19 protein-coding genes are annotated in these 12,951 nt (G+C 39.3%); all 19 read left to right on the plus strand.

Annotation, left to right across the window (positions count from 1 at the left end; translation table 11 throughout):
• The first annotated feature begins 154 nt into the window (after positions 1 to 154).
• Positions 155 to 301: a BH0509 family protein gene (locus ACMW72_RS03720; RefSeq protein WP_418367497.1), complete on the plus strand. Its 147-nt coding sequence runs from the start codon at positions 155 to 157 to the stop codon at positions 299 to 301.
• Between the two features lie 348 nt (positions 302 to 649).
• On the plus strand, positions 650 to 880 hold the full coding sequence (locus ACMW72_RS03725; protein WP_418367498.1) for an AtpZ/AtpI family protein: 231 nt from the start codon (positions 650 to 652) through the stop codon (positions 878 to 880).
• 3 nt (positions 881 to 883) lie between these two features.
• Positions 884 to 1,312 carry an ATP synthase subunit I gene (locus ACMW72_RS03730; protein WP_418367499.1) on the plus strand — a complete coding sequence of 143 codons (429 nt, stop codon included), beginning with the start codon at positions 884 to 886 and terminating at the stop codon, positions 1,310 to 1,312.
• A gap of 4 nt (positions 1,313 to 1,316) precedes the next feature.
• A complete protein-coding gene (atpB, locus tag ACMW72_RS03735) occupies positions 1,317 to 2,105 on the plus strand; it encodes a F0F1 ATP synthase subunit A (protein ID WP_418367711.1) in 789 nt (262 codons plus the stop codon).
• A gap of 114 nt (positions 2,106 to 2,219) precedes the next feature.
• Complete coding sequence (gene atpE, locus ACMW72_RS03740; protein ID WP_418367500.1) at positions 2,220 to 2,435, plus strand: F0F1 ATP synthase subunit C; 216 nt, start codon at positions 2,220 to 2,222, stop codon at positions 2,433 to 2,435.
• Positions 2,436 to 2,537: 102 nt separating this feature from the next.
• Entirely contained in the window at positions 2,538 to 3,023 is a 486-nt protein-coding gene (atpF, locus tag ACMW72_RS03745) for a F0F1 ATP synthase subunit B (RefSeq protein WP_418367501.1), read from the plus strand.
• Complete coding sequence (locus ACMW72_RS03750) at positions 3,020 to 3,565, plus strand: F0F1 ATP synthase subunit delta (RefSeq protein WP_418367502.1); 546 nt, start codon at positions 3,020 to 3,022, stop codon at positions 3,563 to 3,565. The genes atpF and ACMW72_RS03750 overlap by 4 nt, the downstream gene beginning before the upstream one ends.
• An 18-nt stretch (positions 3,566 to 3,583) precedes the next feature.
• Positions 3,584 to 5,098, plus strand: coding sequence for a F0F1 ATP synthase subunit alpha (gene atpA, locus ACMW72_RS03755; protein ID WP_418367503.1), 1,515 nt, complete (start codon positions 3,584 to 3,586; stop codon positions 5,096 to 5,098).
• 45 nt (positions 5,099 to 5,143) lie between these two features.
• Complete coding sequence (gene atpG / locus ACMW72_RS03760) at positions 5,144 to 6,004, plus strand: ATP synthase F1 subunit gamma (protein WP_418367504.1); 861 nt, start codon at positions 5,144 to 5,146, stop codon at positions 6,002 to 6,004.
• A gap of 27 nt (positions 6,005 to 6,031) precedes the next feature.
• Positions 6,032 to 7,444 carry a F0F1 ATP synthase subunit beta gene (gene atpD / locus ACMW72_RS03765; RefSeq protein ID WP_418367505.1) on the plus strand — a complete coding sequence of 471 codons (1,413 nt, stop codon included), beginning with the start codon at positions 6,032 to 6,034 and terminating at the stop codon, positions 7,442 to 7,444.
• 29 nt (positions 7,445 to 7,473) lie between these two features.
• Positions 7,474 to 7,878 carry a F0F1 ATP synthase subunit epsilon gene (locus ACMW72_RS03770; RefSeq protein WP_418367506.1) on the plus strand — a complete coding sequence of 135 codons (405 nt, stop codon included), beginning with the start codon at positions 7,474 to 7,476 and terminating at the stop codon, positions 7,876 to 7,878.
• 329 nt (positions 7,879 to 8,207) lie between these two features.
• A complete protein-coding gene (locus ACMW72_RS03775) occupies positions 8,208 to 8,579 on the plus strand; it encodes an NADH-quinone oxidoreductase subunit A (protein ID WP_418367507.1) in 372 nt (123 codons plus the stop codon).
• Positions 8,570 to 9,094, plus strand: coding sequence for a NuoB/complex I 20 kDa subunit family protein (locus ACMW72_RS03780; RefSeq protein WP_418367508.1), 525 nt, complete (start codon positions 8,570 to 8,572; stop codon positions 9,092 to 9,094). The genes ACMW72_RS03775 and ACMW72_RS03780 overlap by 10 nt, the downstream gene beginning before the upstream one ends.
• Positions 9,087 to 9,587 (plus strand): NADH-quinone oxidoreductase subunit C, encoded by a 501-nt coding sequence (locus tag ACMW72_RS03785; RefSeq protein WP_418367509.1) that lies wholly within the window; start codon positions 9,087 to 9,089, stop codon positions 9,585 to 9,587. Before ACMW72_RS03780 ends, ACMW72_RS03785 begins: the two co-directional genes overlap by 8 nt.
• A gap of 4 nt (positions 9,588 to 9,591) precedes the next feature.
• The gene (locus ACMW72_RS03790) at positions 9,592 to 10,695 is read left to right on the plus strand and encodes an NADH-quinone oxidoreductase subunit D (protein WP_418367510.1); all 1,104 of its coding nucleotides are present in this window, start codon (positions 9,592 to 9,594) and stop codon (positions 10,693 to 10,695) included.
• A complete protein-coding gene (nuoH, locus tag ACMW72_RS03795; RefSeq protein WP_418367712.1) occupies positions 10,692 to 11,693 on the plus strand; it encodes an NADH-quinone oxidoreductase subunit NuoH in 1,002 nt (333 codons plus the stop codon). Before ACMW72_RS03790 ends, nuoH begins: the two co-directional genes overlap by 4 nt.
• Before the next feature lie 18 nt (positions 11,694 to 11,711).
• Entirely contained in the window at positions 11,712 to 12,134 is a 423-nt protein-coding gene (nuoI, locus tag ACMW72_RS03800; protein ID WP_418367511.1) for an NADH-quinone oxidoreductase subunit NuoI, read from the plus strand.
• The gene (locus ACMW72_RS03805; RefSeq protein WP_418367512.1) at positions 12,134 to 12,640 is read left to right on the plus strand and encodes an NADH-quinone oxidoreductase subunit J; all 507 of its coding nucleotides are present in this window, start codon (positions 12,134 to 12,136) and stop codon (positions 12,638 to 12,640) included. Before nuoI ends, ACMW72_RS03805 begins: the two co-directional genes overlap by 1 nt.
• Positions 12,640 to 12,948, plus strand: coding sequence for an NADH-quinone oxidoreductase subunit NuoK (nuoK, locus tag ACMW72_RS03810; RefSeq protein ID WP_418367513.1), 309 nt, complete (start codon positions 12,640 to 12,642; stop codon positions 12,946 to 12,948). The genes ACMW72_RS03805 and nuoK overlap by 1 nt, the downstream gene beginning before the upstream one ends.
• The last annotated feature ends 3 nt before the right edge of the window (positions 12,949 to 12,951 follow it).

The raw sequence follows: 12,951 nt of genomic DNA on the forward strand, positions 1-12,951 counted from the left end.
TATTTTTTATGGATAAAATAGTAATATTTTTTCTAAAATTGTGCACTTTATTAATTCTCTTGCATTGATTTTTTTATCAATACTGTTATATAATAAATAAAAATTAATATAAGTGTAATATTACAGATTACCAAAAAAAGGAGGAATCATTCTTATGAGCAGACAAGAAAGAAAAAATATGATTGATTTTATCCAGAAGGTAAAGAAGTTAGATAAAGATATGTTAATGTACATGACCGATAAAGACATTGAAGACATTTATAACTATGTGTACTATTACCATGAAATTATCGTTGAATAGTATCTTGAATAAAAAAACAGGCAGTTTTTTACTGCCTGTTAATTTTTGAAATAATATTTTGTTTTCAACAGTTCCCCTTCAGCTACCTCTTTTAATACCATTCCTTCTGGAGTTCAATCAGGCTTTTGCTCGATATTGACAAAAATAGCATTCTATTATAACATATGCTTTGGGTAGCGAGTATTAAATAAGATTGATTACATATTCACAATAATTATTAAAAGTTAATTAAATTTTTCGATTAAAGATTCAAAAAATTCTGTTATTTGAAGGCAAAATAAAGGTTGATTATTAATTAAGTCGTTGATATACTGTTTACGGATTGATAACTATGTGAGGGATAGCACAATGGATCAAGACCGGGGTCGAAATAATAGAAACCCTTGGCGTGCGTTAGCGGTTGTGGGAGTTGTTGGTACGAATCTCGCTATTTTTTTGCTTATTGGTATCTGGTTTGGTAAAAAAATGGACACCTACTTTCACAGTTCGCCGATTTTTTTAATCGCAGGTATGGTTGTAGGTTTTACTCTTGGGGTATGGTCTGTAGTTGGCTTAATCAAACCTTTTTTAGGGGACTGATCAATGATCGATCATTCGATGGATGATTTTAAACAAAGAATCCTCCGTATAGTTCGTTATACCCTTTATTTACTAAGCATATTTATCATTGCTACCTTAATAACACCTTATTCTGCTATCTTTTTAGGCTTATCTTTAGGAACATTTGTAAGTCTATTCAATATGATTTACACTGCTTGGAAAGTGAATAAAATTGGGGAATTCGCAGTAAATGCAAAACATCAATTAAGAAAAAAACCGCTTTTTAGCGGAATGACAACGAGATTTGCTACTTCGATCTTAGCTGTTATGCTTGTGTATCAATATCCCGAAAATATTCGTCTATTTTCGACGCTGATTGGTTTATTTGTAGCTCAATTCATCACGATTGTGGATGGAATCATCCATGCCAAAAGAGAGAAAAACAAAAAACGATCTGCTGGAAAGGGGTGAGAAAATCGTGCATGAATCTCCAATGTGGGCACCTGAGGCGCTTCCATGGTTAAAATTTAATTTATCCACTTCGTTAATGACGATTGTTACATTTATCATCGTTTTAGTTATTGCAATCGCCGGTACAAGAAAATTGACGAGCGGAGTGCCAAAAGGGTTGCAAAATGTCTTAGAGTGGGTTGTTGATTTTGTGTATGGCATTATTGGCAGCACGATGGACTTGAAAAAAGGTGCCGGTTTTATCTATTTAGGCCTTACATTGATTTTGTTTATTTTTATCGGCAACCTTTTGGGGTTACCACTAAACTTTATCACCATCCATGATAAACCGTTCAGTCTCTTTGGAATGGAGATTGTCACGGAAAAGATGATTCAGGAATCAGATGTCATACATAATGGTCACAAAGTGGTGGAGTTAGCTTGGTGGAAATCGCCAACTGCTGATGCGAGTGTTACTTTAGCCATGTCGGTTTCAATTATCATTTTAACCCATATTCTTAGTGTGAAATTTATAGGAATCAAGAATTATATTAAACACTATTTTGAACCTCACTTTCTATTTTTCCCGCTTCACATTATTGAAGATTTTGCCAAAACGCTGACATTAGGTTTTCGTCTTTTTGGAAACATCTTTGCTGGTGAAGTATTGATTGCCGTCATATTGCTAATGGGGTTCGCTGGAGCGATTCCTTTAGCCATTTGGCAAGGATTTAGTATCTTTGTGGGTGCAATCCAAGCTTATGTTTTTACCATTTTAAGCATGGTGTATATATCTCAAAAAATTCACCACTAATCATAAAAAATGGTTTGTTAGATTAAACGTTGCTTTCATGAAAAAGTTATCTATTCTAAGGAACTTTTTCAAATTTATAAAATTTAATTTCATTAATAAGGGAGGATTTTTTCAATGGAATTATTAGCAGCAGCAATTGCGATTGGTTTAGCAGCTTTAGGAGCAAGTTTAGGGAACGCATGGGTTATCCAGCGCACTGTAGAAGGGATTGCTCGTCAACCTGAATCTAGAGGTTTCTTACAAACCACGATGTTTATCGGTGTAGGTCTAATCGAGGCATTACCAATCATTGTTGCAGTCTTTGCATTCATTATTCTATTTACAAGGTAAAGGGACATGAAAGTGACATTTGGATAAGCATGGCAGGGGGGATTTGCATCCCTGCCTTCTTTTCGTAATCACTTTGTTCTTTGCTAGAAGGGAGTGACCATTGTGGAAATAGCATTGGGCAGTTTTTTCTTTCAAATACTAGCTTTTGCGTTATTATACATCCTATTAAAGAAATACGCATTTGGCCCTTTAGTAAAGGTGATGACAGAGCGTCAAGAAAATATACGTGAACAGATCAACATGGCTGTAAAGAATCGTGAGGAAGCGGAGCGGTTGTTAAAAGAACAGAATGAAGCGATACAAAAAGCACGTGTTGAAGCACAAGAGATCGTCGAACGCGCTCGAGTAAATAGTACCAAACAAGCAGACGAAATCATTGAGTCGGCAAAACGCGAAGCTGAAAGAATCAAAGAACAAGCGATCCAAGAGATTCAACATGAGCGTGAAAAAGCCGTCCAAGCTTTGCGTGAACAAGTAGGTTCTTTATCGGTATTATTAGCTTCGAAGATTCTTGAAAAAGAACTAGATGCAAAAGAACAATCGAAATTGATCGATGATTTTATGAAACAAGTAGGGGAAAGCCTATGATAAATGGTCTTGTAGCTAGACGTTATGCAAAAGCATTATTTGAGGTTGCGTATGCCAATCGAATCCTTGATCAAGTAGAAGCAGACTTACAATTGATCGTCAAAGTATTTAAAGGGACAGAAGGTTTCCTATCTTTTTTGCGTCACCCGCTTATAGAAAAGGAAAAGAAGAAACAAATGATTGATTCTGCTTTTGGTGATTCCATATTACCGATTAGCAAAAAACTACTTTTTCAATTAATTGAGGCAAATCGTGAAGAATATGTAGAAGCGATTAGAGATGCTTATATAAAGCTTGCCAACCAAGTGCGTGGGATTGTCGATGTTACAGCGACAACAGCGATTGCTTTAACGGAAGAAGAGAAAGAGAAGATTACACAATCAATCCAATTCAAAATCGGCAAGACAGTACGCTTACATAATATCGTTGATCCAAGTATCATTGGTGGAATAATGATTCAAATTGGAGATCGTTTATATGATGGAAGTTTGAAGAAAAAGTTATTAAAGGTACAAAGAAGCCTTATGGCATCTCGAGTTTAAGGAGATAGGGGTGGAAAAATGAGTATCAAACCAGAAGAAATCAGCTTACTGATCAAACAACAAATTGAAGCTTTTGAATCAGAAGTTGAAGTAGCTGATGTTGGTACTGTTATACAGGTTGGGGATGGTATCGCCCGTGTTCATGGTCTAGAAAAGGTAATGGCTGGTGAATTATTAGAATTTTCCAATGGCGTGATGGGTATGGCTCTTAACCTAGAAGAACATAACGTAGGTATTGTTATTCTGGGGCCATATACTGAAATTCGCGAGGGAGATCAAGTAAAACGCACAGGAAGAATTATGGAAGTTCCTGTCGGGGAAGCTTTATTAGGTCGTGTTGTCAACCCTCTAGGTCAGCCATTAGATGGTTTAGGACCAATAGAAACAACAGAGACTCGTCCAGTAGAATCAAAAGCACCTGGGGTTATTGATCGTAAATCCGTTCATGAACCGATGCAAACGGGAATCAAAGCCATTGACTCGTTAGTGCCAATCGGACGTGGCCAGCGGGAATTAATCATTGGTGATAGGCAAACAGGGAAAACAGCAATTGCGATTGATACCATCATTAACCAAAAGGATCAAGACATGATTTGTATTTATGTTGCCATTGGTCAAAAGCAATCCACTGTAGCAGGTGTTGTTGAAACATTACGGAAACACGGTGCAATGGATTATACGATTGTCGTTACAGCGAGTGCATCAGACCCAGCTCCGTTGCTTTTCTTGGCACCCTATGCTGGAGTAGCAATGGGCGAATACTTCATGTACAAAGGACGACACGTATTAGTTGTTTATGATGATCTGTCCAAACAGGCTGCAGCATATCGCGAACTTTCACTATTATTACGCCGTCCACCAGGACGCGAGGCTTATCCAGGGGATGTATTCTATTTACATTCACGTTTATTAGAAAGAGCAGCAAAATTAAGCGACAAATTAGGCGGAGGTTCTTTAACGGCCCTTCCGTTTATTGAAACACAAGCTGGTGACGTATCAGCCTACATTCCAACAAACGTGATTTCCATTACAGATGGACAAATTTTTCTTGAGTCCGACTTATTCCATGCAGGGATGCGTCCAGCAGTTAGCGTTGGTTTGTCTGTATCCCGTGTAGGTGGAAATGCACAGATTAAAGCGATGAAAAAGGTTGCAGGTACATTACGCCTTGACCTTGCACAATACCGTGAATTAGCAGCATTTGCCCAGTTTGGATCTGATTTAGATAAAGCAACACAAGCAAGATTAATCCGTGGAGAAAGAACCATGGAAATCTTGAAGCAAGACCAATATCAACCAATGCCCGTTGAAAAACAAGTGGTATCTATATATTCAGCAATTAAAGGATACTTAGATGATATACCAGTTCATGATGTGAAGCGTTTTGAAAAAGAATTGCTGGCTTATATGGATGAAAATGCTGCTGACGTATTTGCATCGATTCGTGAAACGAAGGATCTAGGAAAAGAAACGGAAGAGAAATTGCAAAAAGCAATCGAAAACTTTAAAAAGACATTCGTCGTATCAAAATAAATGAACCACGAAGGAAAGTCTTTTGATACAAAGGTGGTGAAATGATTGCAGGGGACTCGAGAGATCAAACGGCGGATTAGAAGTGTCCAAAATACCCAACAGATCACTAAAGCAATGAAGATGGTTGCAGCAGCAAAACTTCGCCGTGCCCAAGAACGGGCAGAAGCTTCTCGCCCATATACCGATAAGATTCGTCAAGTCATCGGTGCGATTGCAGCCAACACAGAAGATGTGAGTCATCCCTTACTTGAAAAAAGAGAAGTTAAGAAAACGGGTTATATCGTGATTACATCAGATCGAGGATTAGCTGGCGGATATAATGCGAATATCTTAAGGCTTTTAACGAATACACTGAAAGAGCGCCATCACGCAAATGATGAGTACTCGATCTTTGTAATCGGTCGAAAGGGCAGAGATTTTCTAAAAAAACGCAATTATCCATTAATCGGTGAAATTGTGGGATTATCAGACAATCCCCAATTTGCGGATATTAAACAGATTGCGAAGACTGCTGTAGCCATGTATGCGGACAAAGTGTTTGATGAATTATATATTGTCTATAACCGATTCAAGAGTGCCATCTCCCAAAGACCGGTCGTAGAAAAACTTCTTCCATTAACAGACCTTTCTAATCAAGATGAAAATTTTTCATCATATGAGTTTGAACCATCAGCAATCGAGGTGTTAAATGATTTACTCCCTCGTTATGCAGAAACAATGATCTATAATGCTTTATTAAATGCCAAAGCAAGTGAACATGGTGCACGGATGACGGCAATGGGGAATGCAACTGACAATGCGACAGAAATGATTGCAACATTAACACTCAACTATAACCGAGCAAGACAAGCATCGATTACACAAGAGATTTCTGAGATTGTCGGTGGAGCCAATGCGTTATCCTAATATAGAAAAAAGTAAGGAGGTACATCGATGAACGTTGGACGTGTCGTTGCGGTTATGGGTCCAGTTGTTGATATTGAATTTGAACGGGGACAATTACCTGAGATCTATAACGCAATCAAAATTGAACATAAAGCAACTTCGCCAGGTGAAATCGATATCGATCTCGTGGTCGAAGCAGCTCTTCATCTTGGGGATAATGTTGTTCGTTGTGTTGCTATGGCTTCTACAGATGGTTTAGTACGGGGTATGCAAGCGATCGATACAGGAAAGCCGATTAGCGTTCCAGTAGGACCTGCAACACTTGGCCGGGTTTTTAATGTATTGGGACAACCAATTGATGAAGCAGGACCTGTTGAAGTACCAGAGGATTTGATACACCCAATCCATCGCAAAGCTCCACCATTTGTAGAATTATCCACTCAAGATGAAATCCTTGAAACAGGGATTAAGGTTGTTGACTTACTCGCACCTTACGCAAAGGGTGGGAAAATTGGCCTCTTTGGCGGTGCCGGAGTAGGGAAAACTGTATTGATTCAAGAATTAATCAATAATATTGCTCAAGAACATGGGGGTCTTTCTGTATTTGCCGGTGTTGGAGAACGTACGCGTGAAGGAAACGACCTCTACTATGAAATGAAAGAATCGGGAGTTATTAGTAAAACGGCGATGGTATTCGGTCAAATGAACGAGCCGCCAGGAGCGCGTTTGCGTGTTGCCTTAACTGGTTTAACCATGGCTGAATACTTCCGTGATGCAGAAGGACAAGACGTGCTACTGTTTATCGATAACATTTTCCGCTTTACACAAGCAGGTTCCGAGGTATCTGCGCTATTAGGACGAATGCCATCTGCGGTTGGTTATCAACCTACATTGGCTACAGAAATGGGGCAATTGCAAGAGCGGATTACATCTACAAAGAGAGGATCTGTTACCTCGATTCAAGCGATTTATGTGCCTGCGGATGACTACACAGACCCAGCTCCTGCTACCACATTTGCACACTTAGATGCAACGACCAACCTTGATCGGAAAATTGCAGAGCTAGGTATTTACCCTGCTGTGGATCCACTAGCATCAACATCGCGTATGCTTTCCCCTGCAATTGTAGGTGAAGAGCATTACCAAGTTGCTCGTGGCGTACAGCAAATCCTTCAAAGATATAAAGAATTACAGGATATCATCGCCATTTTAGGTATGGATGAGTTATCCGATGAAGATAAGCTTACGGTTGCTCGTGCCCGCAAGATCCAGCGTTTCTTATCGCAACCATTCCATGTTGCAGAACAATTTACAGGAATACCAGGAAAATATGTTCCTGTAAAAGAAACGGTTCGTGGGTTCAAAGAAATTCTTGAAGGAAAGCACGATGATTTGCCTGAAGCTGCATTCTTATATGTGGGAACCATTGATGAAGCAGTTGAAAAGGCCAAAAAGTTGTAAAGACCCTTTATTAGAAGGGATGGATGAAAATGAGTACGATTCGTTTAGAAATCGTAACACCAGAGCGGAAAGTATTTGAAGATGATGTGAATATGGTCATTGCAAGGGGAGTTGAAGGAGAGCTAGGAATTTTGCCAAAACATGCTCCCTTTGTTACACCGTTAGTTGTTTCTGCATTACGTATTAAGAAAGGAAAGGAAGAAAAAGTCGTAGCGATTAGCGGGGGCTTTCTCGAAGTAAGCCAAAATAAGGTCGTGATTTTAGCAGAAGCTGCGGAATTACCTGAAGAAATCGATGTAAACCGGGCGCTTGCTGCAAAGGAAAGAGCAGAAAGACGTTTAGCGCAATCAGGGAAAGAAGAACTTGATTTTAAACGGGCGCAGCTTGCTCTTAAGCGCGCACTAAATCGGCTAAAAGTTGCACAGCACAAATAAAATAACAATTTCATAAAACAGTTCCTAAACGATTAGGATAGGGACTGTTTTCTCTGTTTTTTTGTGATCCACTACACAATGAAATTAGAAAAATTTCCTATGAAAAAATAAAAGAATTTAGTATTATAGAATATGGGAAGTACTCTAGCTAATATTAGTACTATTCAGTTTTTTTTGAATAGGGTATTGTGCAAAGAGTAACGAACTTGAAATACATACATAGCGAAAATGAAATACAGCAGCAGTCATTTTGTTAATTTTCAAATATATATATATATCTATGAGCATGTATGTATTTCAAAGATTAAAATTGAGGAGGGGAAGTGTATATGGATTATATTTATAGCAATAGTTATCTATCTATGTCCATTTTCCTGTTGCTCGGTATTGCTCTGCCTTTCCTTACCATCTGGTTAATAGGTCCAATTTTAAGACCTCATAACCCGACGAAGGAAAAGATGACAACTTATGAAAGCGGTCTAGAGCCAACAGGAGATGCAATGGTTCAATTCAACGTACGTTACTATCTTTTCGCACTTTTGTTCGTAGTATTTGATGTTGAAACCGTTTTTCTTTACCCATGGGCTGTTGCATTTAACAAACTAGGACTCTTTTCATTAATTGAAATGACCATCTTTATCTTTATGTTAGTTCTTGGATTAGCTTATGCTTGGAAAAAGAAGGTGTTGAAATGGGATTAAATCTTGAGAATATCACTCCAGAAGAACAACAAGAATTAGAACGTAATGTGCTCTTGACAACACTTGAACAAATCAAAGGATGGGCTCGTAGTAACTCCTTATGGCCCTTAACATTTGGTCTTGCTTGTTGTGCCATTGAGATGATGGGTACTGGTGCTTCCCATTATGACTTCGACCGTTTTGGAGTCATTTTCCGCGCGTCACCAAGACAAGCTGATGTGATGATGGTAGCTGGAACTGTAACGAAGAAAATGGCGCCCCTTGTACGCCGTTTATATGACCAAATGCCTGACCCAAAATGGGTGATTGCAATAGGCGCATGTGCAACAGCAGGTGGCCCTTATGTGAACTCCTATTCCGTCGTAAAAGGAGTTGACCAAATCGTTCCTGTTGATGTCTACATTCCAGGTTGTCCTCCAAGCCCAGTTGCGATTATTTATGGTGTGAATAAGCTGCAAGAAAAGATTATGTACGAAGCTAAAACTGGAAAGAAGGTGCCTCCAAGCAATGAGTGAAGAAGTAAAAGCATCTTCCCCTAAACAACCATTACTTGATAACTATGTGAAGATCATTAAAGAGCAAATTGGCGAAGACACAATAAAAGAAGCCTTTATCAACGAAGTGAATGACCATATGCCAATATTGATCGTGAATAAAGACAAATGGCATGACGTTGCGAAATTGATCAAAGATCATCCTGAGATGCAATTTGATTATCTCATGAATCTAGCCGGTGTCGATTACGAGACCTATATGGAAGTGGTCTATCATTTTTATTCTTACAAAAGAAACGAATTTCTAGGAGTAAAAGTACAAACCGAACGAGATGGCGGCTCAGTGCCATCGGTAATGGATATTTGGGCTACCGCAGATTGGCATGAAAGAGAAGCCTATGACCTCCTTGGAATTGGTTTTACTGGACGTGAAATTAGCCGTATTCTTTTACCCGACGATTGGGTAGGACATCCATTACGCAAAGATTATAAGCCTTATGATGAGGAGGTGTAGAACGATGGCAGAACGTACAGAAGAAATGCTATTAAACGTAGGTCCTCAACATCCCAGTACCCACGGAGTATTTCGTCTTGTCGTCAAAGTTGATGGTGAAAAGATCACTGATGCCATTCCTGTCATTGGCTATTTACATCGTGGCACGGAAAAATTAGCTGAAGATCTCACCTATACACAGATTATCCCTTACACAGACCGCTTGGATTACCTAACCTCGATGGCAAATAACTATGCTTTCGTTCAAGCAGTAGAAAAATTAATGGGGATTGAAGTACCCGAACGGGCTGAGTATTTAAGGGTTATTGTTATGGAATTAAACCGAATCGCAAGCCACTTAGTTTGGTGGGGTACAAACCTTCTCGACTTAGGAGCCCTTTCCCCATTCCTCTATGCTTTTAGAGACCGTGAAATGATTATCAATATGCTAAACGAAATTTCCGGTGCTCGTCTGACCTTTAACTACATGCGGATTGGTGGAGTAAAATGGGATGCTCCAGAAGGTTGGATCGAAAAAGTTCGTAAATTCGTTCCCTATATGAGGGAGAAAATCAAAGAGTATCATACGCTTGTTACAGGGAATGAGATTTTCCTTGCCCGTGTCAAAAATATTGGAGTATATGATGCTGAAACAGCAATCAATTATGGTTTGACAGGTCCAGTATTGCGCGGATCAAATGTAAAATACGATATTCGTAAGAACCAACCCTATTCCATTTATGACCGTTTTGAATTTGATGTCCCAGTCGGTGAAAATGGGGATGTATATGATCGTTACATGGTCCGTATGGAAGAGATGGTTCAATCTTTGCGGATTATAGAGCAAGCTGTGGAACAGTTCCCCGAATCTGGTGAAATCCAAGCCAAAGTACCTAAAGTGATTCGCCCGCCACAAGGGGAAGTTTATACGAGAATGGAATCTTCAAAAGGTGAACTTGGTGTTTATATTGTAAGCAAGGGAAAAGATAAACCTTACCGTATGAAACTAAGAAGACCTTCCTTTGTCAATTTACAGCTATTACCTAAGCTCCTCATTGGCAGAACCATGGCTGATGTTCCAGCAATCCTAGGAGCGATCGATATTGTGTTAGGGGAGGTTGACGCATAATGGCAGATATTTTGTCCCAACCTTTTTCATGGACGAATTTTTTCTGGATGGTAGTCGCCGCAGTTATCCTCTTGGGTATTGTGCTTTTCTTTGTTATGTATGCCATCTATTTTGAGCGTAAGATAATCGGTTGGATGCAACTTAGAAAAGGTCCAAACCGTGTAGGTCCTTGGGGACTTTTTCAAACGGTTGCAGACGTGTTGAAGTTAATGATTAAAGAGGACATCGTACCCGCAAAGGTAGACCGTTTTCTCTTTTTAATCGCTCCAGTTATTGCATATACGCCAGCATTTGCAATCATTGCCGTATTACCTTACTCAGAAAAATTATATTTTGCCGATGTAAACGTTGGTCTTCTTTACTACGGTGCATTATCCAGTATTACGATCTCTGGAATACTGCTTGGTGGATGGGCATCCAACAACAAGTATGCGATTATGGGTGGTATGCGCTCTGTCGCACAAATGATCAGTTATGAAGTCCCATTAATCATGTCCTTTTTAGGAATCGTATTAATGACAGGAAGTCTGAACTTGATTGATATCGTCAAACATCAACAAGAAACAGGTGTATGGAATATATTCCCCCAATTCTTAGGATTCATCATCTTCTTGATTGCAGGAAATGCAGAGTTAAACCGTACACCATTTGACCTGCCAGAAGCAGAGAACGAACTTGTAGCAGGTTACTTTGTAGAGTACAGTGGTTTCCGCTTTGCCTTCTTCATGTTGACTGAATATGTCTACATGTTCGCTATGGCGAGTTTAATGACTGTATTATTCTTAGGCGGATGGGATGCACCATTTGGTCTCACGTTTATCCCTGGAATTGTTTGGTTTATGCTTAAGTTTTTACTCTTAGTCTTCTATTTATTCTGGGCACGTTCCACGTTCCCACGTGTCAAAACGGATCAACTCATGGGATTTGCATGGAAAGTATTAATCCCATTAGCATTGTTAAATGTATTAGTTACAGCCTTGTTCAAGACATTATTCTAAAAGCGGGGTGAAATCATCATGTGGGGAACAGGATTTTTAAAGGGATTAGGTTTTACGCTGAAGCAATTAACGAAACCAAAAGTAACCAGCAACTATCCCGATGAACCATATGTTTTCCCAGAACGTTTTCGTGGGATTCAACATTTTGAACCTGAAAAATGCATCGTATGTAATCAATGCGCTAGGATTTGTCCAACCGGTTGTATCACCCTAGTTGGAAAACCCAATCCCGATCCTACGAAAAAAGGAAAAGTGATTGACACTTACGATATTAACTTTGAAATTTGTATTTTATGTGATTTATGTACAGAGGTTTGTCCAACTGAAGCGATCGTTATGACCAATAACTTTGAACTTGCAACTTACAGTCGGGACGATTTATTGAAGGATATCAAATGGTTGGATAACAACAATACCAACGTGAGAGGGGCGAATCATTGATGGCACTTACCGGCCAATCTATCGCGTTTTTCGTCTTTGCCCTAATGGCAATCACGGGTGGAGTTCTTATGTTGAACCTGAATAAGGTCATACATATGGTACTCTCCATCGGTTTATCTTTTATGGGTGTAGCAGGTTTGTTTGTGATTTTGCAAGCAGAATATTTAGCATTTGTGCAAGTACTCATTTATGCCGGTGCGATTACGATTATGATGGCCCTAGGAACGATGATGACACAACATAAGGAAAAAGATACCAAACCAAGGAGTCTTACTCATACCATCTTAGCGTTGTTAAGTGCTATTGGTGTGGGCGGATTTTTCTTGTATGGAATTTATAAGACAGCTTGGCCAACAGCACCAGCTGATCTTGGTGAGAATAACGTAAAAGTCATCGGTGAAACCCTCTTTACCAAATATGTAATTCCTTTTGAGGTCGCTTCTGTGCTTCTGCTTGTCGCTTTAGTAGGGGCGATTGTGATCGCAAAAAGAGAGGGGGATAAATAATGGTACCTTTAGGGGCGTATTTAGCTGTTGGAGCCATTTTATTTTCCATCGGAATTTATGGTTTATTAACGAAGAAAAACGGGGTTATTGTCTTGCTTTCAACAGAATTGATGTTAAATGCAGTGAACGTGAATCTTGTGGCTTTCTCTAAGCTTGGTGTAAACGCGAATATTACTGGCCAAATCTTCACTGTATTTACTATCACTGTAGCAGCTGCTGAAGCTGCAATCGGACTTGCATTATTGATGGCAGTCTTCCGCAACAAGGCGACCATCAATGTTAAAGAAATGGATATTATGAAGCGATAAAAA

This window comes from Tepidibacillus sp. LV47 (assembly GCF_048381575.1).
GTDB lineage: Bacteria > Bacillota > Bacilli > Tepidibacillales > Tepidibacillaceae > Tepidibacillus.

Coding starts and splice junctions, on each gene's coding strand:
- atpD (WP_418367505.1), top strand. CDS start 6,032: ATGAACGTTGGACGTGTCGTTGCGGTTATGGGTCCAGTTGTTGATATT.
- atpA (WP_418367503.1), top strand. CDS start 3,584: ATGAGTATCAAACCAGAAGAAATCAGCTTACTGATCAAACAACAAATT.
- ACMW72_RS03770 (WP_418367506.1), top strand. CDS start 7,474: ATGAGTACGATTCGTTTAGAAATCGTAACACCAGAGCGGAAAGTATTT.
- ACMW72_RS03780 (WP_418367508.1), top strand. CDS start 8,570: ATGGGATTAAATCTTGAGAATATCACTCCAGAAGAACAACAAGAATTA.
- ACMW72_RS03775 (WP_418367507.1), top strand. CDS start 8,208: ATGGATTATATTTATAGCAATAGTTATCTATCTATGTCCATTTTCCTG.
- ACMW72_RS03805 (WP_418367512.1), top strand. CDS start 12,134: ATGGCACTTACCGGCCAATCTATCGCGTTTTTCGTCTTTGCCCTAATG.
- ACMW72_RS03720 (WP_418367497.1), top strand. CDS start 155: ATGAGCAGACAAGAAAGAAAAAATATGATTGATTTTATCCAGAAGGTA.
- ACMW72_RS03790 (WP_418367510.1), top strand. CDS start 9,592: ATGGCAGAACGTACAGAAGAAATGCTATTAAACGTAGGTCCTCAACAT.
- ACMW72_RS03785 (WP_418367509.1), top strand. CDS start 9,087: ATGAGTGAAGAAGTAAAAGCATCTTCCCCTAAACAACCATTACTTGAT.
- nuoK (WP_418367513.1), top strand. CDS start 12,640: ATGGTACCTTTAGGGGCGTATTTAGCTGTTGGAGCCATTTTATTTTCC.
- atpE (WP_418367500.1), top strand. CDS start 2,220: ATGGAATTATTAGCAGCAGCAATTGCGATTGGTTTAGCAGCTTTAGGA.
- ACMW72_RS03730 (WP_418367499.1), top strand. CDS start 884: ATGATCGATCATTCGATGGATGATTTTAAACAAAGAATCCTCCGTATA.
- ACMW72_RS03750 (WP_418367502.1), top strand. CDS start 3,020: ATGATAAATGGTCTTGTAGCTAGACGTTATGCAAAAGCATTATTTGAG.
- nuoI (WP_418367511.1), top strand. CDS start 11,712: ATGTGGGGAACAGGATTTTTAAAGGGATTAGGTTTTACGCTGAAGCAA.
- ACMW72_RS03725 (WP_418367498.1), top strand. CDS start 650: ATGGATCAAGACCGGGGTCGAAATAATAGAAACCCTTGGCGTGCGTTA.